Consider the following 25,051-nt stretch of genomic DNA (forward strand, 5'->3'; position numbering starts at 1 on the left):
ATTACCCGGCTTTGTCGCCACCAGTTGCTGTTGAGGCGCTTTGTGCGGCTCGCAGCTGACATCGGTACTTCGGCGCCGCCCCTGCCCCGGATGGGTGCCACGTCCGGATATTTCCCGCCGCGGCCGAGCTGGGCACTCACCGAGACTCATCGGCGGTCCGGACAAAGCGGCCGGGAATGGCGGCGCGGTAAGGACGCCGTAATCAATCGGCGCCTGTGACGGCCCATCCGGGAGGCGGGATTGAATCGAAGTGGAGGTGACGCTGTTCAAATTCTTCGAATTGGAGTGACCCCATGGTGACGCTGGCCTTCATCGGATTGCTGGGCGGGCTGATCACCGGAGTCTCTCCGTGCGTCCTGCCCATGCTGCCGATCATCTTCTTCGCCGGCACCGCCGGTAAAACCGCCACGGCGCCAGCCACCAAGCGGACCCGCAAGGCCGCCGCCGGTACGCCGGACGGCGGCCTCCTGGTCGAGGAGGTCGAGGCCGGGAAGCCGCCACGCGACTCCCGGCCGCTCAAGATCATCGCGGGCATCGTGGTCAGCTTCAGCCTCTTCACCCTCGCCGGCTCGGTCATCTTGTCGGCGCTCGGCCTGCCGGACAGCTTCCTGCGCTGGGGCGGCCTGACCATCCTGACGCTGGTCGGGATCGGCCTGATCTTCCCGGCGATCGGGCACTGGATCGAGAAGCCGTTCTACCGGCTGCCCAAGATCAATCGCAACAACAACGGCGCCTTCGTCCTCGGGCTCGGCCTCGGAACTCTCTACGTCCCCTGCGCCGGACCGGTCCTGGCCGCGATCACCGTCGCCGGCGCGACCGGCAACGTCGGCTGGCGCACCGTAGTACTGACCGTCACCTTCGCCATGGGCGCGGCGCTGCCTCTGCTGATCTTCGCCTCGGCCGGATCGCGCATCTCCCAGCGGGTCAAGGCCTACCGCAACCATCAGAAGGGATTCCGGATCGGCGGCGGGATCGTCATGATCGCGCTCGCCATAGCGCTCGCCTTCAACATCACCGACGTCATCCAACGCTCCCTGCCCAGCTACACCGGTGGCATCGAGAAGAAGGTCGCCGACTCCAAAACCGTCCAAGGAGCCCTGGCACCGGCGATAGGCAACAACGCGAGCGCCGACCTCGCCAAGTGCACCCCTGGTGCGGCCGAACTCGCATTCTGCGGTGCTGCGCCGGAGTTCCGTGGTACCCAGAAGTGGTTCAACACCCGCGGCGGACAGCCGGCCACTCTCGGCGCGCTCAGGGGCAAGGTCGTCCTGGTCGACTTCTGGGCGTACTCCTGTATCAACTGCCAGCGCGCGACTCCGCACTTGCTCGCTTGGGACAAGGCTTATCGGGCGCTGGGGCTCGAGATCGTCGGCATCCACTCACCGGAGTTCGCCTTCGAGAAGAGCGCCGGCAACCTCGACGCCGCGGTACGCAAGGAGGGCATCGCCTACCCGGTCGGCCAGGACAACAACCTCACCACCTGGACGGCGTACCGCAACCAGTACTGGCCCGCGAAGTACCTCGTCGATGCCACCGGCACCGTGCGGTCGATCAAGTTCGGTGAAGGCAGCTACGGCCAGACCGAGAACCAGATCCGGCAACTGCTGAAGGACGCCAATCCCACCGTCCAGCTCCCCGCGCCCGTCGACGGCGCGGTCAAGGCGGACACCATCGGCGCAGCTGGTACTACGCCCGAGACCTATCTGGCATACTCCCGGTCGGCCAATCTCAGCGGAACCGGCAAGCTCACACCGAACAAGACCGTTGCCTTCGGCCTCAATCCTGCCCAGCCCGACGACACCTACAGCCTCGGCGGCAACTGGGCCGTCGGCACCCAGAGCGTGACTTCCACCAAGGGATCAACAGCCAAGCTGAACTTCAACGCCGCCAAGGTCTTCCACGTCCTGTCCGGCGAAGGCACCGTCACCGTCTCCATTCCGGGCGAAGCCGACAAGACGATCACCGTCTCTGGCACGCCGAACGCCTACCAACTGGTCGACAAGCCCGGCCAGGAACGCAAAACGATGACCTTGACCTACAGTCCGGGCGTCTCCGCCTTCACCTTCAGCTTCGGCTGAACCGCCCCGCCCCGCCAGGCACCGCCGTACCTGCAATCCGGCCTGTCATCGCGGATCCTTGCCGAAGGCAAATACCTGGGCCGGCTGTACGGCGTACACGTGGCGAGCGCGGTGTACGACCGCTCAGCGTGGGGGGCGTAGTACGGCGAAGGGGTCGGTGACGGTCAGTTCGCGGGCGGCGAATTTGTAGACGGTGGCGGGGCGTCCGCCGGACTGGCCGGGGCGGGCGGTGCGATCGGTCTGCTCGATGACGTGTCGCCGGGTCAGCACCCGGGTCAGATTGGTCGCTCCGAGCTGGTAGCCCAGGGCCGCGCCGATCAGGTCGCGCAGCTCGGAGATGGTGAACTCGCGCGGCGCCAGGGCAAAGCCGATGTTGGTGTACGAGAGCTTCGCGCGCAGCCGCCCGACCGCGGCGTCGATGAAGTGATGGTGGTCGAACGCGGTCTCGGGCAGCTCGTCGACCGCATGCCAGGCCGTGTCGTCGGGAAGCTCGGGCTGTACGTCGGACGGGACCAGGCCCAGGTACGCCGTGGCGAGCACGCGCTCTCGCGGGTCCCGATCGACGGCACTGTGCGTGGCCAACTGCTCGAGATGAGCCACCTCACGAATGTCGACCTTCTGTGCCAGGTGCGCGCTGATGGCTTCGCGGAGCCTCTGAGTGGGCTCGACCCCACCTCCGGGCAGTGACCAGCGGCCGCGATACGGGTTGCGAGCACGCTTCCACAGCAACACGCTCAGCCTGCCGTCGCGGACGGACAGCACCACCGCCAGCACCTCGTGCGGATAGCTCGGCCAGTTAACCGGATCACCTTTCTTGGCATTGGGCACGTCGACGATGCTAGCGTCGTTCCTAGTTATCGACTGTCAAGCGAAAACCTCTGGAAGGATCTGTCGTGACTGTTGGCCAGCGCACGGCGCACACCTGGCAGGACGAGGTACGCCGCCTCGCCCACGAGCGGGACGCGGTCGTGCTCGCCCACAACTACCAGGAACCGGCGATCCAGGACGTCGCCGATCATGTCGGCGATTCGCTCGCGCTCTCCCGGATCGCGGCCGAAACCGACGCGTCGACGATCGTGTTCTGCGGCGTACATTTCATGGCGGAGACCGCCAAGCTGCTCAGCCCGGACAAAACGGTGCTGATCCCCACCGCGCAGGCCGGGTGCTCCCTGGCGGACACCATCGACGCCGACCAGCTGCGCGCCTGGAAGGCACAGCACCCGGGCGCGGCGGTCGTTGCCTACGTCAACACCAGCGCCGCGGTGAAGGCCGAAGCAGACGTCTGCTGTACGTCGTCCAACGCGGTCGAGGTGGTGAACTCGATCCCGGCGGACCAGCCGGTCCTGTTCCTGCCCGATCAGTTCCTCGGCGAACACGTCCGGCGGCAGACCGGCCGGAAGAACATGGAAGTGTGGATGGGCGAGTGCCATGTCCACGCAGGTATCAGCCCCGTCGATCTGCGCGCTCAGGTTGCGGCGAATCCCGAGGCCGAGGTCCTGGTTCATCCCGAATGCGGTTGCGCCTCGTCGACGATCTGGCTCGCCGGGCGTGGTGACCTGCCGGCGGAGCGGACCCATATCCTCTCCACCGCGGGCATGCTGGACACTGCTCGCGACATGACCGCGAAGACCGCCTTGGTCGCGACCGAGATCGGCATGCTGCACCAGCTGCGCAAGGTGAACCAGCAGACGACGTTTCTGCCGGTGAACCCGAAGGCCTCCTGCCGCTTCATGAAGATGATCACGCCGGAGTTGCTGCTGCGGTGTCTGCGGGAGGGACGCGACGAGATCCAGCTTCCGGCCGACCTCGCCGAACGCGCCCGGCGTTCCGTCCAGCGGATGGTTGCCATCGGCAAGCCGGCAGGCGCACGGTGAACCGCGCGGTCGACGTCGTCGTGATCGGTGCGGGCGCGGCAGGGCTCTCGGCCGCGCTCGGCCTGGCTGCGACCCGTGAGGTCCTCGTGCTCAGCGCCGGCGACGGCAGTACGCCTTGGGCACAAGGCGGAGTGTCCGTCGCGTTCGGCGACGACGATCCCCTCGACCACGCGCACGACACCGACATCGCCGGGGCCGGCTTCTGCGATCCGCGGAACGTGCGGGCCCTGGTCGAGGAGGGACCACAGCGGGTGGCCGAATTCATCGCGCACGGCGCGCTGTTCGACCGGCGCGAGGACGGCTCACTGTCCAGGACTCTCGAGGGTGGCCACAGTCATCCCCGGATCGTGCATGCCGGTGGTGATGCCACCGGGGCGGAGGTCGATCGCGCGCTGCGTGCCGCGGTTCGCGCTGCCGGTGTCGAAACGATGGCCGGACGGACGATCGGCCTGACCAAATCGGCGTCGGGCCGGGTTACCGGCGTCCTCGTCCAGGCGGGCGGCGAGACGATCCGGATCGACGCGCGCGCCGTCGTACTGGCGACCGGCGGTATCGGCAACGCCTACCTTGCGAGCACCAATCCGTCCGCGGTGCGCGGTGACGGGATCGCCCTCGCCCTGCTGGCCGGGGCGTCGCTGGTCGACATGGAGTTCGTCCAGTTCCACCCGACCGCGCTCTTCACCGGCGAGACCCGCGGCCAGTTGCCGCTGGTGACCGAGGCGGTCCGCGGAGAAGGCGCCGTACTGCGTGATGCCCGCGGCCGCCTCATCATGGCGGGCCGGCATCCGCGGGCCGATCTGGCGCCCCGTGACGTCGTCGCCCGGGAGATCGAGGCGGCGATGCGCCGAGACGGCTCCGATCACGTCTGGCTCGACGCGAGGAGCATCGCGCCGGACGTTCTCCGCCGACGGTTCCCGACCGTACTGGCCGCCTGCGCGTCGATCGGTGTCGACCTCCTGTCCGAGCAGATCCCGGTGGCGCCGGCCGAACACTTCCTCTGCGGCGGCATCCAGGTCGACCGAGACGGCGCAACCGGCGTACCAGGTCTGTACGCCGTGGGCGAGGTCGCCGCGACCGGTGTGCACGGGGCGAACCGGCTCGCATCCAACAGCCTTCTGGAAGGTCTGGTCTTCGGGCGACGGGTGGCGACCGCGTTGACGTTGGATCTGCCGGCGAGCACTGAGAGTACGTCGTACGAGGTAGTGCTGACCGAGGACCGCGAGCCGGAGCGGATCCGGGCGATCTTGACCAAGTACGCGGGGATCCGCCGCGACGGCGCCGGTCTCGCTGCCGCCGCGGAGGAGTTGAGTGCCTTGGGCAACGGACCGCTCGCGACGGTGGCACGGTCCGTCATCGCGGCAGCAACCGCTCGCCAGGAGAGCAGAGGCTGCCATTGGCGCTCGGACTACCCGCACACGGACGCTCGATGGACCGAGCACGTCACGATCACTCTCGACGAGAACGGCCTGCCGAAGACTCACGACGCGGCGAGGGCGTCGGCCTGATCGCAGACAATTTCGTCGTTGCGGCGCCCCAGGGAAGAAGCTGACCAGACGGTCGCGTTACAGCTGGGGGATGACCTGTCAGGAGTGGACCGTGGAAGTTCGCCAGCTGGAGTACTTCGTTGCCGTCGCCGAGGACCTGCACTTCGGGCGCGCCGCGGACCGCCTGCACATCGGGCAGCCCGCGGTCAGCCAGCAGATCGCCCGGCTGGAGCGTGAACTCGGTGCGCAGCTCTTCGATCGCACCACTCGCAGGGTTCAACTGACCGCGGCCGGACGGAGGTTGTTGCCAGCGGCAAAGGAAGCCTTGACGGCGATCGGACGGTTGCGGGCCACTGTGGTCGAGCCTGTCGACGAGTTGGCCGGCACGCTCAGGATAGGAACCAGCGAAGGCCTCGGCGACCGCCTCGATCAGGTCCTCGACTCGATGGCCAACCAGGCGCCACGCCTGCAGGTACGACTGGTGAGTCTCCCCTCGGCGGGGCGCCTCGACGCGCTGCGCCGAGGACAACTCGACGCCGCATTCGTCCGGCCGGCCCCACAGGTCACCGACCTCAGTACAGTGCCCGTTTGGACAGAAACACTCGTCGCCGCCTTACCTGCCACGCATCCAGCGGCTGCGCGATCGGTAGTGAAACTCGGCGACCTGGCCGACGTACCGCTGCGAATGAGCCCACGCGAGGCCAACCCGGGGCTCCATGACCTGCTCGAGCGCCAGCTCGAGTCGATGGAGGTCGAGCCGGCCCGCGGCGTACCGATCATCTCTGTGTACGACGCCCTCGCCGAGATCGGAACCGGAGACGCGGCCTGGACAGTGCTGTACTCGGCCGCAGCCGAGCAGTTGCGAGTCCGCCGAATCGCCTTCCGCAAGCTGGACCTGCCCGCGGTCCAGACCGTCGTCGTGACTCCCCCAGGCCCACAACCGGCGGCCGTTCAGCTACTCCTCGACACCTGCCTGACAGCCTCCTGACTCTGCCACCAACTGACGACCTCCGACGAACATCGAAAGGAACACCGATGCGTGCGCTGTCTTGAAGGATTCGGGCATCGCACACTCCACGGATGGTCGGGTTCGGTCACCTGTGTAGACCCACCGCAAGCCGGAAAACCGTCGCCGGATTCATCACGATTGCTGATCGGTCCAGATGGCGATGTCGCCTTGTGACAAGGCCTGCGGAGAACTGGGATTGAGGCATGAAGACATTGATCAACACATCCGCAGGTCTCGTCCTCAAGAGCATTCCCGACCCGAGTCCGGGCCCGAACCAAGCGCTGGTCGCGGTCCGGGCATTCTCCGTGAACCGGGGCGAACTGGCTCTGCTTGCCGCCAGAACCGAAGACTGGCGGCCAGGGCAGGACATCGCCGGTGTCGTGGTGGAAGCGGCCGCCGACGGTTCGGGCCCCGCGGCCGGCACGCGGGTCGTCGGACTGGTCGAAGACAGCGGCTGGGCAGAGCTCGCCGCAGTACCGACTGGGCGTCTGGCCGAACTCCCCGACGAGGTCGAGATCGAGCAGGCGGCGGCACTGCCACTGGCCGGCCGAACCGCACTGAACACGATCCGTCTGGGCGGGAACCTGCTCGGCCGGAAGGTGCTGGTCACCGGCGCGACCGGCGGCGTCGGACACTACCAAGTGCAACTCGCCGTACTGTCCGGTGCAGACGTGGCGGCAGTCTCTCGCTCAGGAGCGGAGTACCGCGCTGCCAAAACGGTATCGAGTGTCACGGATGCTGACGGCCTTTACGACCTGGTCGCCGAATCGAGCGGCGGTGAGTCGCTGCATCACGCGATCGCGAAGATCACCCCAGGCGGCACAGTCGTCGTGCTGGGCACGAGCAGCGGAGCCAAGACTCCCATTGACGTCTACGACTTCATCGGCCACGAGGGAGCACGACTGGTCAATTACATGTCGTACGCCGACCCGTCTCCGATCAACCGGGATCTCCAGACCCTGGCGGAGCTCGTTGCGCAGAAGAAGCTGACGACCGACCTGGGGTTCCATGCCGATTGGACACAGGTCGAAGCGGCCCTCGACGGGCTGCAGCACCGCACTTTCAGAGGGAAGGCGGTTCTCACTGTCCAGTAGGCCTGACAACACGATCCGCGATCGGCGCCTGCTGGCAGACTGCGGCTATGGGGATTGCGAGGCGTGACGGGGTCGGGATCGCTTATCAGGTGCGTGGCGACGGTCCGCCGTTGGTGCTGCTCGCCGGGCAAGCCAACAACCATCACTGGTGGGATCCGGTCCGCGGCGACTTCGAGACACGGTTCACCACGATCACCCTCGACTGGCGCGGTACCGGCGACAGCGACAAGCCCGATGAGCTCTACAGCACGGAAGGTTTCGCCGATGACGTCGTCGCGGTGCTGGACGACCTGGGGGTCGACTCCGCGGACGTCTACGGGACGTCGATGGGCGGCCGGGTTGCCCAATGGCTGGCGATTCGCCATCCCGAGCGGGTCGAATCGCTGGTCCTCGGCTGCACCTCACCGGGGAGGTCGCACGGGTTCGAGCGGAGCCAGGAAACGCGGAGAGCGCTCGCTCAGTCGGACCGGGCCGAGCGAGACCGGGTCCTGCTCGACCTGATGTACACCCCCGGCTGGATCGCCGAGAACCAGGGTCCGTACTACGTGCTCGGCGACCCGACGATGCCGACGTACGCCCGCGGTCGTCATCTGGTTGCCAGCAACAACCATGACGCCTGGCAGGAACTAGCGTCGATCAAGGCGCGGACCCTGATCCTGCACGGGTCGGACGACGTCTTCAGCCCGGCGGCGAACGCGCAGCTGCTGGCCGACCGGATCCCCGACGCTCGCGCCGAGATCATCCCCGGCGCACGGCATGCCTACTTCCACGAGTTCCAATCGATCGCCGGCCCGCTGGTCCTGGATTTCCTCCAACTCGCCTGAAGACCCAGGGACTGTCGTCGGCGGACCACGAAACCTGGTCCGGCCGTCACGGCCCGGATCTCCTTTCACCTGCTGACTTCCTGCACGATCCGGCTACTTGTCGACAGTCGCGGCGAGGCGGTCAGCACTCTCGTTCGTCGGCCGCTTCACCTTCGGTGGCAGCGGCAAGCTCACCAGCACGGCGGCCAGCGCCAGCGCCGCGGCTGATCCGATCGCGAGCCGGTAGCCGTCGACGAAGACGTCCGGACCGGCATAGCCACCTGTCGAGGCGAACACGGCGGCCGCGATCGCAACGCCGAAAGCACCGCCGAGCTGCCGAAGGGTGCTGAACGTCCCGGACGCCCTGCCGATGTCCGGCATGGCCACCGAGCTCACCACGGCCTTCGTCACGGCAGGGATGGCCAGCGAGAACCCGATGCCTGCCACGATCATGGGGCCGACGGTCACGGCGTACCCGGTATTCAAGGTCGAAACCAGCGCCAGGACCGCCGTACCGAGGGTGAGCAGCCCGGTGCCGATCAGGATGAGCGGCCGCTCACCGATCCGGTCCGCGAGTACGCCCGCCCTCGGAGCAATCAGGAACGGCGCGACTCCCCAAGGCAGTAGCCGCAGGCCGGCCAGCAGCGGGCCTTCACCGAACGCGACCTGAGGCAGCTGAGCCGTGAAGAAGATCGCCGCGGTCATCGCCGCATTGACGAAGAAGATCACCGCGTTGCCGGACGAGAACGCCCGCGAACGGAACAGCCGCAACGGGAGCATCGGCGCTTGGGTCCGCAGCTCCCAGGCCACGAAGGCGGCTCCCAGCACCACCCCGGCCGCCAGCGCGACCACGGTTTCCGCTGCCGTCCAGCCAACCGAGTTCGCCCGCACCAGGCCCCAGGTCAGACCGAGAGCGCTACCGGCGGCCAGGACGAGGCCGGGCAGGTCGACTCTTCCTGCGGGTCCTTTGCTCTCGGGGAGCCGAGTCAACACGAGCGGTACGGCGATGGCCGCGATCGGGACGTTGAGCCAGAAGATCCACGGCCAGCTGAGCCCTTCGGTGACAAGACCTCCGACCACCGGTCCGAGCATTGCGGCGAGCCCTGTCACGCTGCCGAAGACTCCGGTCGCCCAGCCTCGGCGCTCGGGCGGGAAAGCCGCGTTCAGCAGCGTCAGGGCCAGCGGCATGATCAGTGCGGCGCCGGTCCCCTGGACCGCGCGAGCCGCGACCAGGCTCGGCACGTTCGGCGCGAGTGCACAAGCAGCCGACGCGAGGCCGAAGACGGCGAGCCCGACGGCGAACATCCGCCTTCGCCCGTAGCGATCGCCCAGTGCGGCACCGGTCATCAAGAAGACGGCGAAGCTCAAGGTGTAGGCGTTCACCGTCCATTCCAGCTCTTCGAGCGAGGCGCCGAGATCAGTCTGGATGGCGCTCAGGGCGGTGGCGACGACGAGCATGTCGAGGACCACCATGAACGACGCCACCGCGCTGAGGAGCAGTACCCAGGTCTGCGCGGATGTCGACTTGACGCGGTCCGTCATTTCTTTTCACTCCAGTCATGGTTGCGGGTCACGTGATGTAGACCGCGGCCGGAGCGCGAATTCATCGGAACAGCGCCGCCAGGTGTTCGCGCTCGCCGCGTTCGAGCGCGGCCGCGAACCGTTCCGCGAGGATCCGCGCCGTACCGGGGAACGTCGCCGTACCGGGGATCGTCGCCGTACCGGGGATCGTCGGGTTGACGGCGACCTGGCCGGCTAGGGCAGTGCCGGTGCTCGATCGGTTCAGTTGGTCAGGAGCTTTCGGGCTGCGGCGATGGTCTGCTGGTTCGCTCGCTCGAGGTCCGCGAACCGGACCGGGTCGGCCGCGATCGACGCGTTCTGGATCTTGGTCTCCGCAGCGGCGCGGATACCGACCAGCTGCACGCGAAGCTTGCAACGCACGTCGGAGGTCGCCACCGCGATCTCGTCGGCGGAGATTTCTGCTGTATCGAGGTTCCACCGAGGGTCGGCCATCGCAGCGAGTGGAGTGGAATAGTGAAAGCCGGCCGTCTGCATGCACCGACTCCAGTCCGCGGTCACCCGCTGGACGCCCGGTGCGACTGCGGAGCGGTCGGCCGACGAAAAGTTGAGACGGTCGAGCCATGACCGGTCGACCTTCGGGACGCCGTACAGCAGCTGCCGTGAGGCTTGGTTCTCGCAATCGCTGACCCGATGGTCGGCCGATCCTCGAGTCCCTTTCGGATCCGAAGAGAGGTGATATCCGTACTGCTGGGCGGCCGAAGGGTCGATCAATCCGTACCGTCGCGCATTGCCGCTGACTTCCGCAGGCGGCAGCGGCTTGGCGGGCGGAGCGGGAACGCCCTGCCTTTCCAGACATCGTGCAGTCTGCCGATCGAGGGCCGATTGGATCAATGCCTGCTCTGCACGGCTGAACCGGTAACGATCGAAAGGAAGGCTGAAGTCGACTGCCGGCAGGGTGGCTGCGGCCGGCGCGGGCTCGGCTTGCTGTGTTTGCGTTTGCGTGGGCGTCTGCGTCGAGTCACAGGCGCACAACGCCGCCAGCATCAGCAACGCCACGATTCCTCGGATCATCGCTTTCTCCTGAGCGGCCGCCCCGGAGGCATCCGGGGCGGCCTGTCGTGGTGGATCAGCGAATCAGCAGCTCACGCGGAGAGCGCTGATGCGGTTGTCGCCCACCGCGTTGTCGGCGAGCTTCCCGTCGACTTGCCCCGGCCCCCACGAGTTCTGGGCGCGGTCCCCACCGCGGCCGCGCCGGCGGCAAGGAGTACGACGGCGGCCGGGCGGAGCTTCCTGATCTGCATGAGACCTCCATCTGGGCGGAGAGACGATCGGCCGAGCTCTCCAAGAGTGTGTTGTCACCTCTACAGACCGGCCCCGCGGACCGAACTCATCGCAACCACGAGGAACCCCCCCACTCACCTTGCCGGAGAACGCCAGGCTGGGTTCTCCACCTGTAGATCCGAATGCCGAGCAGGATTCATCGATTGCCAACTGGTACACAGGGGGGATGCAGCAACTTCGGGCGTTGGGTGTTTCCGCCGAGGCTGAGGCGATCTACCTCGAGCTGATCGCGCGCGGGCCGCTCGGTGTCGGCGAGATCGCGGTGCGTCACGGCGAGGGACTCGACGGGCCGCTGGCGGAGCTGGCTGCGTTCGGGCTGATCGAGAACGCCGACGGGAAGGTGCAGCCGCAGCCGCCGCAGCTGGCGATGGAGGCGCTGGCGCAACGGCGTACGAGGGACGCGGCGCTCGCCCGGGAGAGCGCATCCTTGCTCTCCGAACTGTGGACCGCGGGGATCGGACGGCAGACGTACGTCGAACTGCTGCCGTCGGCCGAGACCGCGCGTGCCGTGCTCGACCACGTCCAGGTCGACGCGCAGGAACAGGTTCGGGCGATGACGGTCGGCAACCTCGCGTCGCCGGATCACCAGATCGTGAAGGGGCTGTTCGAGGCTCTCGAGCGCGGGGTCAGCTACGAGGTCATCTACGGGACGCAGGTGCTGCAGGACCCTGCCGCGCTGCGGAAGGTCCAGCAGTGCGTCGACGCCGGCGAGCAGGCGCGCGTGTTCCCGCAGGTGCCGCTGAACCTGACCATCGTGGACGACCGCTGGGCCTTGGTCTCGGCCCGGACGACGGTCGGCGAGATCACGAGTACCGCGGCGATGGTGGTGCATCACTCGCCTTTCCTGGCCGGCCTGGTCGGGGTGTTCGACGCGCTCTGGCGGATGGCGGTGCCGATCACCAGCGGTACCGAGACCAGCGGTGCCCCGGCGCTGGAAACCAAGCGACTACTGACCTATCTGAGCGCAGGGCTGACCGACGAGTCGATCGCCCGCGAGTTCGGCGTCAGCGAACGCACGATCGCTCGCCGGATCAGCCGCCTCCAGGAAGCCCTCGGCGCCCAGACCCGCTTCCAACTAGGCGTCCAAGCCTCCCGCCAACACTGGCTCTGAGCGACCCACCGGGCCACTGCCTGGTCTTCAGGCGTAACGCGGGATTGCCTCCAACCTGGCGGCGCGGCGCCCTCGGGACATCTGTGCTGACCGCTGAATCGCTACGGAAGTGGTGCGTGCAAGGCCGCGAGTTCGGCGCGGGCCTCGGCGGCACGGTCCGGAATCAGAGCGAGCGTGCAGGCCCATTCGAAGTGGGCGCCGACGCGCTCGAATTCAGCAGCGGCACCGGCCAGCACCGAAAGATCTCCCGTACGACGTGCCTCGGCGCGCCGCAGACATGCGGCGGCCCAGTCGTTCTCCGCACCGAGTGGAGCCGCCGCCTCCAGCAAGGCGGTTGCCTCAGGGAGATCGGCAACCACCGCCAGTTCGGCAGCGGCCGCCCGCGCGTACGGCGCCCACCAGTATTCGCCCAGCTCGCCGAAAGCACGTCGTACGACGTCGGCCGCGTCGCCGAAGGTCCCCAGATGGATCGCGACTCGCGCCTGGGCGAAGAGCTGCGGAGCGATCAGCCACGGCGCACCGGCCAGATCATCGGATCGCGCGACCCTGAGCGCACGCGCCTCCCAGGTGCTGAACAGGCCGTCGTTCCGCAGCCCGTGAACCATGGCCACCGCGGACATCGCGGACGCCATCCACTCGATGGGCGGGGAGCCGGCCCGCTGCCAGCGGTTCCACAGCGCATCCGCCTGTGCGACGCAGTCGTCGAACCGGCCGGTCAGCGCACACACCCGGATGAGCCGCGGCAACGAGATGTACGGATGATCGCCGACCGGATCGTCCGGCGCGCCCACCGCCGCCGTTGCCGCACGGAGATCACCGACCGCGGTCGCCGTCGTCGGCGCGACGTGGAAAGCATCGATGATCTCCGCGGCCGCATAGGGTTCTGGCGCGGAAGCGGCCGGACCAGCTCCATCCGCTCGACCGCAGCCGCCCGGGCGGCCCGCAACCGTCCGTGGCGCGCATCCGCGACGCCGAGCGCATCCAGTGCGCCGGCGACGAGGACAGGATCGCCCGTACGACGGGCCGCGGTGACCGCCTCTGCCGCGAGGGCCGGATCGGCCTCCATCCGACGGCCGCCCTGCTCCCACGCTTTCGCCGCGGCCAGCAGAGCGGCAACCTGCGGGTCACCGGGCTGGGCACAGCCGACGGCCTCCGTCAGCAGCCGTTCGGTCTCCTCCCCCGACAGTTCGAACAGCGAGCCGTTGGGATAGCGGTTCACCGCGATCACTGCCAGCGCGAGCATCGTGGCACGAACGTTGCCATTGGCAACTGCACGGTCGGCGGCGTCGAGCAGGAGCTCGACGCCGGTCTGCGCGTCCGAGATCGCGATCGTCGCATCGGCGGCCGATCGCAGATCGAACGCGGCCGCGACCCTGTCCTCCGCGCGTTCGGCCGCCGCGCGATAGTGCCCGACCGACTCCAGGAACTCGCGCCGGGCGAAGGCGAGATGGCCCAGTGAACGCGCCAATCGGTGCGCCGCTGGATCGGGTTCGGCCGGCGTCGCTGCCAGAGCAGCGCGCAGATCGGCGACCACTTCGTCGTACGACTGCTGCCATCCGGTGCGGTCGTCCGGCTCGAGCCCATTTTCGTCCAGTCGGCCTTCCAGCGTTGCGGCCGTGTCGGCCGCCCAGTGCAAACGCCGGTCCTGTGCGGTCGCGAGCTCGTCGCCGCTGAGCTGGGTGTGGGCGAACTCCCGAATCGTTTCGAGCAGCAGCCAGCGCGACCCACGACGTACGGCCAGGCTCTTGTCGGTCAGCCGGCCGAGCAGATCGGCGACCTCACCTCGCCCCAGCTCAGGACTGGTCGCAGCCGCGGCTGCCAGGTCGAACCCACCGACGTAGATGCCGAGGCGGCGGAACAGCAGGCGTTCCCGCTCGTCCAGCAGCTCGTGACTCCAGCCGATCACCGCAGCCAGCGACCGGTGGCGCTCATCCATCCCCCGGCCGCCCGAGAGCAACCGGAGCCGGTCGTCGAGGGCAGCCCGCAGGCCATCCGCGCCGAGTGAACCGATCCGGGCAGCGGCGAGTTCGATCGCCAGCGGGATGCCGTCCAGCCGCGCGCAGATCTCGGCGATGTCGTCGGCCGACGCCTGGAACTCCGGATCGACCACGCGGGCCCGGTCGACGAACAGTTCGGCAGCCGCGTCCAGCGGGGGTAACAGCACGGTGGTTTCCGCCCGAACGCCGAGCCGCTCGCGGCTCGTCGCGAGCACCGTCAGCTCAGGACAGGTTCGCAGCAGCCGTTCGGTCAGCGCCGCGACCTCGTCGACCAGGTGCTCGCAGTTGTCCAGAACCAGCAGCGAGCGGCCGGTCTGCAGATGCTCGATCAGCACTTGATCCAGCGTCTGCGGCGGCCGCTCGGTCAGTCCGCATGCCGTCGCGATCGCCCTGGTCACCAGTCCGGCACGGACCGGGACGAGATCGACGAAGACGCCGCCTGCCCCCCACTGGGTGGCGACCACCGCCGCCAGCCTGGTCTTGCCCATGCCACCAGGACCGAGCAGCGTCACCAATCGCGAGCGTCCCAGAGCGTCGCGCACCGTCGCCGTGTCCTGGCTGCGGCCGACGAACGTCGTCCGGCCGGCCGGAATACCGCTCACTCCCGGACCGCGTCGTGACCCGGCCAGGTCGGCGAGTTCGCGACGATCCGCGACGCCGTACTTGCGGAGCAGTGACGAAACGTGACTCTCGACCGTACGGATCGAGATGTGCAGCGCGCCCGCGATCTGCGCGTTCGACCGATGCGCACCGAGCGCCTCGAGTACCTCGGCTTCGCGAGCCGACACCGTCCCCTCGTTCACGCGCACATCATGTCCGATCCGCGGGCCTTCCGTGGTGAATCCGTGGTCGGCACGGATGTGGCCGACCGGCTCGCGCCGCGAGGCTCGTCGTAGCAGAACAACTCTTTCCTGGAGGTCAATGATGAGTACGACGATGACGACTTCGCGGCGGATCCGGCCCGGCATCGTGGCCCTGTGGGTGGCCCAGGTGGCGCTCGCGTTCTTCTTCGTGATGGCGGCGCTGCCGAAGCTCACGGGGGATCCCGCGATGGTGGAGCAGTTCGGTTCGATCGGGGCCGGCCAGTGGTTCCGGTACCTGATCGGCTCCCTCGAGCTCGCCGGGGCGATCGGGCTGCTGATCCCGCGGCTGTGCGGCCTCGCGGCGTCCGGCCTGGTCGCGCTGATGATCGGCGCGACCATCACCAACGCCTTCGTGCTGGGGATCTCGCCGGCGATTCCGCTGGTCTTCCTCGCGTTCGCCGCGGTGATCGCCTGGTTCCGCCGGGCGTCGGTGCGTGAGTTGGTCCGGCGATGACTGTCACCGCGCTGGACGGGCTGCTGCTGCGGCCTGGCGATGCGGGCTACGAAGCGGGTCGCGCGGTATGGAACGCGACGGTGGACCGGCGTCCGGCGGCGATCGCCCGATGCCGGAGTACGGCGGACGTTGTGGCGGCGTTGCGGTACGGACGCGAGGCCGGCCTGGAGATCGGTGTGCGCTGCGGCGGACACAGCTTCCTGGGCTTGCCCGTGGTGGAGGGCGGCCTGCTGATCGACCTGTCTGCGATCAACTCGGTCACTGTCGACCCGGCCCGGCGCCTTGCCCGAGTCGGTGGCGGTGCGTTGCTCGGCGCGCTCGACAGGGCGGCGCAGCGATACGGATTGGCGACCACCGCCGGGAACGTTTCGCACACCGGCGTCGGCGGGTTGACGCTCGGTGGTGGGATCGGCTGGCTGGCCCGGGCGTACGGGCTGAGTTGCGACAACGTCACGTCGTACGAGCTGGTCACCGCCGATGGTTCCGTACTGCGGGTCAGCGCCCGGGAGCATCCGGACTTGTACTGGGGGCTGCGCGGAGGCGGCGGGAGCTTCGGGGTGGTGACAGCCTTCGAGTTCCGGCTGCACCCGGTCGGGACTCGCGCGTTGATGGTGAATCAGTACTACGAGATGCCGGACGCGGACGAGGCACTGCGTGGCTGGCGCGACCTGCTGGTCGACACGCCTCGGTTGGCGACCCCGGTGGCTCGGGTCGGGCTGCGGGACGGGCGGCTGATGGCCAGCATCGGGTACGTATGGGTCGGTGATGCCGAGGAGGGCCTGCGACTGCTTCCGTCGTACCGGGCGATCGGGAAGCCGGTCGAGACGCAGGTGCAGGAGCTGAGCTATCTGGAGCTGCAGACGCGGCTGGACGACGACGAACGGCATGCGGTGCGGCGCTACTGCAAGGGTCACTACCTGCGCTCGCTTCCGGACGCGGCGATCGAGGCGTTCCTTGCCCAAGACAACAATCCTGGTGCCCGCATGACGCTCAACGGTGGAGCAATCGGTGACCTCGCCGATGCCGACACCGCCTTCAGCCACCGCGACGCGCTGACCGAGTTCACCACCGGGGACTCCTGGACCGACCCGTCCGACGACGACGCGCGCATCACAGCAGCGCGCACCTACGCCGCCGGCCTAGAGCCCTACACCAGCGGTTCCTACGTCAACACCATCTCCGACCACGACCCCGCCGCCGTACGCCGCGCCTACTCCCCGGCCAAACTCACCCGGCTACACGACCTCAAACGCACCTACGACCCGGCCAACGTCTTCACCCAAACCCAACTAGGCAGGGTCGTCTAGGGGTGGCGGCTGCCTCCATCGATGCCGAACGACTCATCGACCGTCGATCGTCAGCGGGCTGCTGTGCTGAGATGGGTGAGGACGGCCAGCACACGGCGGTGGCCGTCCTCGGTTTCGGGGAGGGCCATCTTCGTGAACACGTGGCGGACATGTGCTTCCACGGTGCGTTCGCTGAGGTACAGGCGCTTCGCGATCCCGCTGTTGGTCAGCCCCTCCGCCATCAGTTCCAGCACGTCCCGTTCCCGATCGGTCAACGGTGCCAGCGGATCGCTGCGCGCGACCAGTCCGGCCACTACCTGCGGGTCCAGCGCCGACCCGCCCCGCGCGACCCGTTCAGCCGCGCCGAGGAACTCGCTGACGTCGAGGACCCGGTCCTTCAGCAGGTACCCGAACCCGCCGAGGGCCACCAGTTCGACCACGTGCTGGGACTCGATGTGCTGCGACAACAGCAGTACGCCGACCTCCGGGTGCGCACGCTTCACCGCCTGAGCCGCCCGCGCCCCTTCGTCGCTGAACGTGGGTGGCATCCGGATGTCCGCGACCACCAGGTCCGGCCGGTACGACGTCACCGCGGCGAGCAACTCCTCCGCGTCGCCCAGAGTCGCCACCACCTCATGCCCACCGTCGACGAACAGCATCGCGAGTCCTTCGCGCAACAGAACCTGGTCTTCGGCGATCACGATCCGCATGGCAGCTCCGCAGTGAGGGTTGTCCCCTTACCAGGGCTGCTGTAGATGTGGAAGGTTCCACCGAGGGCGGCGATCCGGTCCGCCAGCCCGGTGAGTCCGGTGCCTTGGCGCGCGTCGGCACCACCGATGCCGTCGTCCGTCACAGTGACCAGCAATCGTTGCTGATCACAACGAACAGCGAGAGCGACCCGGCTTGCGTTCGCATGCTTCACCGCGTTGGTGAGGCCTTCGCAGCAAAGGAAGTACGCCGCTGCCTCCACGCCAGGGCCGAACCGCTCGCCCGGCACCTCCACCGAGACCGGCAACGGTGCCCGACGGGCGAGATCATCGAATGCCGGTCCCAGACCGGCGTCGAGCTGCGTCGGTGGCAGACCGCGAGCGAGTTCGCGCAACTCGCCGATCGCGACACTGACCTCACCGACCGCCCGATCCAGCGTCGCGCCAACCGCATCCCGCGACGAACCCAGCTGATGCTGCGCATGCCGAAGCGCCAGTCCGATGGAGATGAGACGCTGTTGCGCGCCGTCGTGCAGGTCCCGTTCGATCCGGCGGCGCTCGGCGTGGCCGGCGGCAACGATCCGGGCTCGCGAGGCCTCGACCTCGCTCAGCTGCAAACGCACTTCCGCACGCAACCGCGCGACCTCGACGGCCAAGGCGCCCTCCTCGACGACGCACCGTAGCAACTCAGGACCGAAGTTCGCCCCGCTGTTGTGCAGTACAACGCCGATCGGGTCGTCTCCACGCTCGATCACGATCCGGTGCCGGGCGTCCTCGTCTCGAGGGTTCCCGGCCAGATCGACATACTGCTGAGTCTCCGGGAGGAAGATGAGGAGTTCGAGGTCCGGGTCGGCGAGGATCTCACGGAGCACAGCTTGCACGTCCTCCGGTGCACGGCGACCGCCGCGAACCTCGTCGAGGAAGACCGCCATCCGGCGCAGCGCGTCGTACCGCGATCTGTTGAAGCGGCGGTCGACGGCGTCCTGGATCCGGCGGCGCAAGGGGTGGAACAAGATCGTGCACACCACCGTGGCCGCGGCGGTCGCCCACCCCGAGCTCCGGCCGAACATGGTGCCGAGAGCAACGATCAGTACGCCGTACGCAGCCGCCAGCGCTACGCTCAGCGTGGCGTAGGCGACCGTTCGGCTGATGACCAGGTCGATGTCGTAAAGGCGGTAGCGCAGGATCGCCGCTCCCGCCGCGAGCGGTAGCGCGGAGAGGGCGAGGGCGGCGACCACGCCGGCGGCCGGGGTGACGTACCACAGCGCGAAGGTGATGGGGAGTACCACTCCCGCGACCGAGGCTGCGAGGACGAACCACTTGAGCTGCTGACGTTCGAGGCCGCTGGTCCTGCGGAAACGCACCGCGAGGGACAGTACGGCAGCAATCAGTGAGCCGAGCAACAGCGGCATTCCGACAGTCAGCAGGAAGCCGGTCGGCAATGACTCGACCGCCCAGGGATTGCGGCCGCTGGTCAAATCTCGGCCCCGGTCCGGACTCAGCGCCCACCCGGTCGTACCGAGCACCATGCCGAGCGCGCCGGCCCACGGCACCAACCGCCACCGTGGACTGGGCAGGTGACCGGTCGGGAAGAGCAGGAAAGTCAGTGTCCAGCCGTAGCCACTGATCAGCCAACTGCTCGAGGCGATCCACTCAGCGAGCGAACCGCCCGGCCAGGCGTCGGCAGCGGCCCGGAGGCCCCACCCCTGAAGGAGATCAGCGGCGATCGCGTTGAGCAGACCGAAGCCGCAGAACAGCCAGCCGATCGGATTCTCCGGCCGGCGGTGTGCGATCACCGCGCCGGCACCGACGGTGGTCAGTCCTGCGACGGCGTACAGGAGGGTGTCGTACCCGGGCTCCAAACGCCATGACAGCACGACCGCGGCGATCTCCACGACCACGGTCGCTCCGAAGAGCACTGCCGGTACAGTCCGTCGGCCCACCCGCCCATCGTGACAGCGGACGACGGTCGCGGCCAACAGTGCTAGCACTTACGGCGATCGCGCGGAATCGCCGATCGAGGTCTCGTACTGGCGCCGATGCGCGGACTGATCACCGGCTCCTAGCGTCAGCGACATCACCTCTGCTCCGAAAGGCGGGACCATCATGAACAACCATTCGAGCCGCGGGCTTGCGGTAGCCGGACTCACCGGCGGTCTCGCGACCGTCTTGTCCGGCGTCGTCATCGAGGCGGTCGTCAAGCCGGCGTCCGACGTATCCAACGAGATGTGGAGCTACCCGTGGAGCAGCGACGCCCTGACGCCGGTGTCGATCGTGTTCGCCGGCATGCATCTCCTCGTCCTCCTCGGCATGTTCGCCTTCGCGCGCTCTCTTCGTCGTGGGCGGGCCGGCGCGCGACTCGCGCTGGTTGGGACCTTCCTGCTCTTCCTCGCGGAGTTCGCGAGCATCCCGTTCGCCGATCAGCGAATGGACGAGACCGGACCGCAGGTGGTCGGTGGTCTCTTCGGCCTCGGCGTTGCGGTCACCGCGATCGGTCTGCTGGTCGCGGGCGTCGCGGTACTGCGATCGGGTGAGTGGCACGGATGGCAGCGGTACGCACCGGTGGGTGCCGGGGTCTGGTCGTTGTTCATGATCGGCTTGAGCTTCACCAGCGCACTGCCTGTCGGGGTTGCGATCTACGGCCTCACACTTTGCGCGCTGTATCTCGCCGTCTACACGCTGCACGCAAGCCCGGCCGGTGAGCGATCCGAGCGCCTTCGCGCCCGGATCGAGCAGTGAGCAGGAGGCGGGCAGGATGATCCACTCGAACCTGCGCTTGCTGGTCTGGGGCGGCGTGTGCGGGCTGGCCTGGGCCTCGGGATTCCGAGGCTTCATGACTCAGGTCGCTGGTCCCGACTCCGCGGTGTCGTGGTCGGGCACGTTCGGCTGGATCCTGCTGCCTGGGGTGCTGATCGGCGTACTCCTCGGATGGGCCGAGCACATCCGACGGACAGGCGGCGAACGCAGGCGATGGTTGACGCTCTCCCCACTGCTCTTCGCCAGTGTTCTGCTTCCCGGTCTGACCGACCCAGCCAACTTTCTGGCCGACGGAATCGGCGGTGGAGCACTCGCCCTCCCCCTCTTCGCCATAGCGGGTGGCTACGCCCTTGCCGGTCCCGGGCGGCGCTGGGTGCGCGTTGCGTGCGGTCTGTTCGCCCTCGGGCCGATCCCGGGCTGGGCAATCGCCACCCTCACCCAGTCCGCGACCATCGGCCCGCGCGAGACGTGGATCGCCCTCTACTTCTGGTCCTTCCAGGCGGTCCTGACACTCGCCGCCTCCGTTCCCTTCCGCGCAGTCGTCGACGGAACGAGTCGGAGACAACGTCCCCGCGCTGCATCGGAAGGTGTCCGGGCCGAGGACTTGCCGGGGTGAGCGGCAAGTCCTCGGGGCTCTGCAGGCGGTTTACAGCGGTACCTTCCATTTCTGGGGGTCGAGGCCGTTGCAGTCGTAGATCTGTAGGTCGGTGCCGTCGGCGGTCGCGCCGTTAGGGGCGTCGAGGCACCGTCCCGACTGAGGGTTCAGCAAGGCACCGTTGGCTTGTGGCTGCCAGATCTGACCGCCGGCCGGGCCGCAGTCCCACAGCTGCACCTTGGTGAAGTTCGCCGTACCGTTGCCGACGACGTCCAGGCACTTGCCGAAGGCACGGATCTTGCCGTCGGTCGCCACGCTCCACTGCTGACCCGGTACGCCGTTGCAGGTCCACAGCTGGACGACGTTCCCGTTGGTCGAGGTGTTGGTGTCGACGTCGACGCACTTGCCGGCGGCCGCGGGCCCGGTGATCGGGCCGGTCGGCGAGCCGGGCAGGCTCCACTTCTGGGGGTCGAGGCCGTTGCAGTCGTAGATCTGTAGCTTGGTGCCGTCGGTCGTGGCACCGCTGGGACTGTCCAGACAACGACCGGATTGCGGGTTCAGCAGTGCACCGTTGGCTTGCGGCCGCCATTGCTGTCCACCGGCCGGGCCGCAGTCCCACAGCTGCACCTTGGTGAAGTTCGCCGTACCGTTGCCGACGACGTCCAGGCACTTGCCGAAGGCGCGAATGGTGCCGTCGGCCATCATCGTCCATTGCTGTCCGGGCACGCTGCCACACGTCCACAGCTGTACGGCGTTCCCGTTGACCGCCGTGTTGTGGTCGACATCCAGACATTTACCGGCCGCCGCCGGGCCGGTGATCGCGCCGGTCGGTCCACCGACGCCGCCGGTACCGAAGCGGACTTGGCACTGGTTCCCGGTGCCGAGCCAGGTCGCGGCCAGGTAGAGGAACGACGTACCGTTGCTCGACGGAACGATCGGCGAGCTGTAGCCGGGGCAGCCAGGGGCGCCAGGGCCGTAACTGCCAGTGGGGTTGACGTTGACCGGGGCTTCGAGCTCGGTCCAGCTGCCGGTACCCAGGGACGTGTTAGCCAACAGCACCGATCCGGACTCCGCCATCACGGCCTTGTTCCCGGTCGGTCCGGTCACCACGCGTTGCCCGGAGAGCAGCAACGTCCCGTTCGGGCCACCGCCGGGGACCCAGGCGACGTACGGCGTGTGCAGCAGGTGGCGGCCGTCGCTGGTCTGGGCGAGCGTGCCAGGGCTGTTGGTCGGTGCCCAGTTCAAACCGTCAGGGCTGGTCTTGAGGTACACCTCGCAGGCGTGGTCGGGGTTGGTGGCGTCGCGACAGAGCTCGTAGGACATCAGGAACTGGCCGTTGGGAAGCGGGGTGATGATCGACATACCAGGCCGGGCCAGATTGTCGGCGGGGAACGCGACGTCAGGGGTGATGGCGGCGCTCCATGTGACGCCACCGTTGGTCGAGGTGTAGTGACCGATGATCTGGTTGTTCGTCGGCGAACCCGCGGGGCGTTCGTCAGAGATGAAGCAGGCGAGAGTGTTGTTGGGGGCGAGCAGGAACCACGGCTCCCAGATCCCCTGGCCGATGGTGTTCGGCTGGCCGCTGGTCGCCGTACAGTTCGACAGGTACTGCCAGTGCGCGCCGTGGTCGGTGCTCTTGAACACCTCGATCTTCTGCGCGGTGAAGTTCCCCTCGTCCCACGCGGTGCCGGCGGCGAGCAGGTCGCCCTGGTTGAGCCCGTTCGCGGTCCGCGGCACCTCGTAGACGACCGGCGCGCCGAGGTCCCAGCCGGCGGTGTTCGAACTGATCGTGCTGATCGGGGTCGACCCGAAGCTCGCGCCGCCATCCGTACTGCGGAAGATCGGGAAGTTGCTCGGCCCCGATTCGTTGCGGCGGGCAAAGGTCGCCAGCACGGTCCGGCCGCCGTTCCCGTCGTGGTCGAGCCGGATCGCCCGCGGATAACTGGCGTCGGCATTCGGATAGGTGGACAGGTTGGGGCTGTACAGCACGTTCCCCGGCGGCGCCGCGGTGGCCGGCATCGCGACGAGAGCTCCGGCGACGACGCCGGCAGCAACCAACAACCTACGAATCAACATGAAACCTCCTCAGACGTTGGGCAGGTGGGTCGAGAGGTCCCCGAGATCAGTACTGCGTGACGTCCGCAAAGCTGCGGGCGACAGTCGTGCCCGCCGAGTCGGTGATCCACAGGTGCAGACGCCCGGAACGAGACACCGGGACCACGACCTCGATCGGGTCGGTGACGGCGAACGGCTTGGCATCAATCGGCGCGGAAGCGGCAGCGCCTGACAACGACCAGTGCAGGGTTCCGACCAAGGGCTCGGATCCGTGGTGGGAGACACGGACCGGCACCGTCACGGAACCGGACGAAACGACGAGGTCGCGGCCGGGTGCGTGCGGGGTGACGTCGACGATGAGCGTGGTCTCGGCGTGGACATCGGACGGGACGGTGCCGCCCAGATCCTTGGTGCGGCGGTCGTAGGTGTAGATGCCGACCGTCTCGTGTTCGATGTCGTACAGCTCGGTGTAGATGTAGCCGGCATTGCGGGGATGACGGCGGAGTTCCTGGGTCTGCCAGCGCAGGTGCCAGCCGCGCTCCACACTCGTCGACCCACCGCCGTACTCACCGTTGAGCTGCGGCTTGTCCCCCGGATCGAAACCAGGTGCCGCAATCACCTTGTCCACCACGAAGTCCGGCCCGAGCCGGACCGGGAAACTTCCGTCGGCGGTGTTGATCAGACGATCCACGACCGCGGCCCACGAGGTGGCGTCGTCGTCGTAGTAGTGCCAGTCGACCAGATCCGTCTCGACGTGCGCCCAGCCCGAGTTGTCGACGACGGGGCGACTCGCATCCAGCACCCGGATGAGCCGGTACGCCCGGCGTACGGCGTCCTGTTTCGCGGGATCACCGGGGACGTCCCAGTCCAGCCCCCACTCCTCGTTGTACGCGGCCCAGATCACGATGCTCGGATGGTTGCCGTCCCGCGCCACCATCCCGGCCGTGACGTCCTCGAATGCGGCAACGGCCTCCTCGGTGAACCGGCCGGTCGACGGGGGTTCGGCCCAGACCAGCATCCCCAGCCGGTCGGCCCAGTACAGCCAGCGCGGATCCTCGAGCTTGATGTGCTTGCGCACCAGGTTGAACCCGGCTTCGCGCGCCAGCTCGATATCCCGCCGCAACGCCTCGTCGCTCGGCGCCGCATGTCCGGCCGACGGCCAGAACCCCTGGTCCAGCACGCCGCGCACATACGTCGGTACGCCGTTCAGCAGCAGGTTGGTGCCCTGCCACTCGACCTTGCGCAACCCGGTGTAGCCGCGAACTGTGTCCTCGCCGGCCGTGACGACGACGTCGTACAGGTAGGGATCCTCGGGGCTCCACAGCCGGGGCTCCGGGATCGGAAGGGTGACCGGGCCCGAGAGTTCGTCGTACTCGCGGACGACGACGCCTGGGATCTCGATCCGGACCGGCGCCGGACCCGTGACCGTGACCTCGATGCCGTCCAGCGCCGGGGTCGGGCGGAGGTCGAGCTGCGAGATGTACTCCGGCGGGCGTGGCTCGAGCCACACGGTTTGCCAGATTCCGCTGGACGGCGTGAAGGCACAGCCGTCGTAGTCGTCGGCAGGCAAGCTGCGCTGCTTGCCGTGCGGGATGAACCGCTTGTCAGCTGGCGCCTGGACCCGGACCACCAGCGTCCCGGCACCTGAGGAGTCGAGCAGGTCGGTGATGTCGGCCTCGAACGGCAGATAACCACCTTCGTGCTCGACGGCGAGCTGACCGTTCACCCACACGGTCGCGTGGTGGTGAACCGCGCCGAAGTGCAGGATCGTCCGCTCCCCCGCCCAGTCTGCGGGACGATCGAGGTGCCGGCGATACCAGGCCGTCGGTAGCCAGTGCGCCATCACACCCGAATCGGGGTGCTCCCACGGGAAAGGCACGACGATGGTTTCCGGGAAGTCGCTCGGGTCGTCCGGGCCATGAGCGAAATCCCATTGACCGTTCAGATTGAGCCAGCGCGACGAGCGGTCGAAATGGGGACGTGGGTATTCGGGACGGGGTGTGTTCATGGTTGTTTCTCCAA

20 protein-coding genes are annotated in these 25,051 nt (G+C 68.0%); 11 read left to right on the forward strand and 9 right to left on the reverse strand.

The annotated features are described in order from the left end of the window. Positions 1–293: 293 nt before the first annotated feature. Positions 294–2,078, forward strand: coding sequence for a cytochrome c biogenesis protein CcdA (locus DIZ26_RS03465; protein ID WP_112237635.1), 1,785 nt, complete (start codon positions 294–296; stop codon positions 2,076–2,078). Positions 2,079–2,201: 123 nt separating this feature from the next. On the opposite strand, the gene DIZ26_RS03470 is transcribed toward DIZ26_RS03465, so the two are convergent. Continuing rightward, entirely contained in the window at positions 2,202–2,906 is a 705-nt protein-coding gene (locus DIZ26_RS03470) for an NUDIX hydrolase (RefSeq protein WP_269815369.1), read from the reverse strand. 65 nt (positions 2,907–2,971) lie between these two features. On the opposite strand from DIZ26_RS03470, the gene nadA reads away from it, so the two are divergent. The 5 genes from nadA to DIZ26_RS03495 all read left to right on the forward strand — a co-directional run bounded on the left by nadA (position 2,972) and on the right by DIZ26_RS03495 (position 8,363). Next, positions 2,972–3,952: a quinolinate synthase NadA gene (gene nadA / locus DIZ26_RS03475; protein WP_198675873.1), complete on the forward strand. Its 981-nt coding sequence runs from the start codon at positions 2,972–2,974 to the stop codon at positions 3,950–3,952. Continuing rightward, positions 3,949–5,457: an L-aspartate oxidase gene (gene nadB, locus DIZ26_RS03480; RefSeq protein WP_157979564.1), complete on the forward strand. Its 1,509-nt coding sequence runs from the start codon at positions 3,949–3,951 to the stop codon at positions 5,455–5,457. The genes nadA and nadB overlap by 4 nt, the downstream gene beginning before the upstream one ends. 91 nt (positions 5,458–5,548) lie before the next feature. Then, positions 5,549–6,424: a LysR family transcriptional regulator gene (locus tag DIZ26_RS03485; RefSeq protein ID WP_198675874.1), complete on the forward strand. Its 876-nt coding sequence runs from the start codon at positions 5,549–5,551 to the stop codon at positions 6,422–6,424. A gap of 224 nt (positions 6,425–6,648) precedes the next feature. Beyond that, positions 6,649–7,539, forward strand: coding sequence for a zinc-binding dehydrogenase (locus DIZ26_RS03490; RefSeq protein ID WP_112237645.1), 891 nt, complete (start codon positions 6,649–6,651; stop codon positions 7,537–7,539). A gap of 47 nt (positions 7,540–7,586) precedes the next feature. Then, positions 7,587–8,363, forward strand: a complete 777-nt coding sequence (locus DIZ26_RS03495; RefSeq protein ID WP_112237647.1) for an alpha/beta fold hydrolase — start codon at positions 7,587–7,589, stop codon at positions 8,361–8,363. Between the two features lie 93 nt (positions 8,364–8,456). Here the strand turns inward: DIZ26_RS03495 and DIZ26_RS03500 are convergent, their stop codons facing one another. Further along, entirely contained in the window at positions 8,457–9,884 is a 1,428-nt protein-coding gene (locus DIZ26_RS03500) for a DHA2 family efflux MFS transporter permease subunit (protein ID WP_112237649.1), read from the reverse strand. 240 nt (positions 9,885–10,124) lie between these two features. Beyond that, entirely contained in the window at positions 10,125–10,919 is a 795-nt protein-coding gene (locus DIZ26_RS03505) for a hypothetical protein (protein WP_157979565.1), read from the reverse strand. Between the two features lie 451 nt (positions 10,920–11,370). Here DIZ26_RS03505 and DIZ26_RS03510 point away from each other — a divergent pair, with 451 nt between their 5' ends. Next, positions 11,371–12,315: a helix-turn-helix domain-containing protein gene (locus DIZ26_RS03510; RefSeq protein ID WP_112237652.1), complete on the forward strand. Its 945-nt coding sequence runs from the start codon at positions 11,371–11,373 to the stop codon at positions 12,313–12,315. Positions 12,316–12,416: 101 nt separating this feature from the next. Here the strand turns inward: DIZ26_RS03510 and DIZ26_RS03515 are convergent, their stop codons facing one another. Together DIZ26_RS03515 and DIZ26_RS03520 are read right to left on the reverse strand one after the other, a co-directional pair. After that, complete coding sequence (locus DIZ26_RS03515) at positions 12,417–13,106, reverse strand: hypothetical protein (protein ID WP_112237654.1); 690 nt, start codon at positions 13,104–13,106, stop codon at positions 12,417–12,419. Then, complete coding sequence (locus DIZ26_RS03520) at positions 13,031–15,115, reverse strand: ATP-binding protein (RefSeq protein ID WP_198675875.1); 2,085 nt, start codon at positions 15,113–15,115, stop codon at positions 13,031–13,033. The genes DIZ26_RS03515 and DIZ26_RS03520 overlap by 76 nt, the downstream gene beginning before the upstream one ends. Positions 15,116–15,248: 133 nt before the next feature. Between DIZ26_RS03520 and DIZ26_RS03525 the strand changes: the two genes are divergently transcribed. Both DIZ26_RS03525 and DIZ26_RS03530 read left to right on the forward strand, forming a co-directional pair. Beyond that, the gene (locus tag DIZ26_RS03525) at positions 15,249–15,629 is read left to right on the forward strand and encodes a DoxX family protein (protein WP_232828126.1); all 381 of its coding nucleotides are present in this window, start codon (positions 15,249–15,251) and stop codon (positions 15,627–15,629) included. Then, positions 15,626–16,936, forward strand: coding sequence for an FAD-binding oxidoreductase (locus tag DIZ26_RS03530; protein ID WP_112237660.1), 1,311 nt, complete (start codon positions 15,626–15,628; stop codon positions 16,934–16,936). Before DIZ26_RS03525 ends, DIZ26_RS03530 begins: the two co-directional genes overlap by 4 nt. 50 nt (positions 16,937–16,986) lie before the next feature. Here DIZ26_RS03530 and DIZ26_RS03535 read toward each other — a convergent pair whose 3' ends face one another. Continuing rightward, on the reverse strand, positions 16,987–17,625 hold the full coding sequence (locus DIZ26_RS03535) for a response regulator transcription factor (protein ID WP_112237662.1): 639 nt from the start codon (positions 17,623–17,625) through the stop codon (positions 16,987–16,989). Further along, positions 17,613–19,565, reverse strand: coding sequence for a sensor histidine kinase (locus tag DIZ26_RS03540; protein WP_157979567.1), 1,953 nt, complete (start codon positions 19,563–19,565; stop codon positions 17,613–17,615). Before DIZ26_RS03540 ends, DIZ26_RS03535 begins: the two co-directional genes overlap by 13 nt. Positions 19,566–19,728: 163 nt before the next feature. Here DIZ26_RS03540 and DIZ26_RS03545 point away from each other — a divergent pair, with 163 nt between their 5' ends. Then, positions 19,729–20,361, forward strand: a complete 633-nt coding sequence (locus DIZ26_RS03545; protein WP_112237666.1) for a hypothetical protein — start codon at positions 19,729–19,731, stop codon at positions 20,359–20,361. A gap of 16 nt (positions 20,362–20,377) precedes the next feature. Then, complete coding sequence (locus tag DIZ26_RS03550; protein WP_112237668.1) at positions 20,378–20,995, forward strand: hypothetical protein; 618 nt, start codon at positions 20,378–20,380, stop codon at positions 20,993–20,995. 30 nt (positions 20,996–21,025) lie between these two features. Here the strand turns inward: DIZ26_RS03550 and DIZ26_RS03555 are convergent, their stop codons facing one another. Both DIZ26_RS03555 and DIZ26_RS03560 read right to left on the reverse strand, forming a co-directional pair. Beyond that, positions 21,026–23,050, reverse strand: coding sequence for a ricin-type beta-trefoil lectin domain protein (locus tag DIZ26_RS03555; RefSeq protein WP_112237670.1), 2,025 nt, complete (start codon positions 23,048–23,050; stop codon positions 21,026–21,028). A 46-nt stretch (positions 23,051–23,096) separates the two neighbouring features. Then, the gene (locus DIZ26_RS03560) at positions 23,097–25,037 is read right to left on the reverse strand and encodes a glycoside hydrolase family 2 protein (RefSeq protein ID WP_112237672.1); all 1,941 of its coding nucleotides are present in this window, start codon (positions 25,035–25,037) and stop codon (positions 23,097–23,099) included. Positions 25,038–25,051 lie beyond the last annotated feature (14 nt).

Origin of the sequence: Kribbella monticola (assembly GCF_003261635.1) — a bacterium.
GTDB lineage: Bacteria > Actinomycetota > Actinomycetes > Propionibacteriales > Kribbellaceae > Kribbella > Kribbella monticola.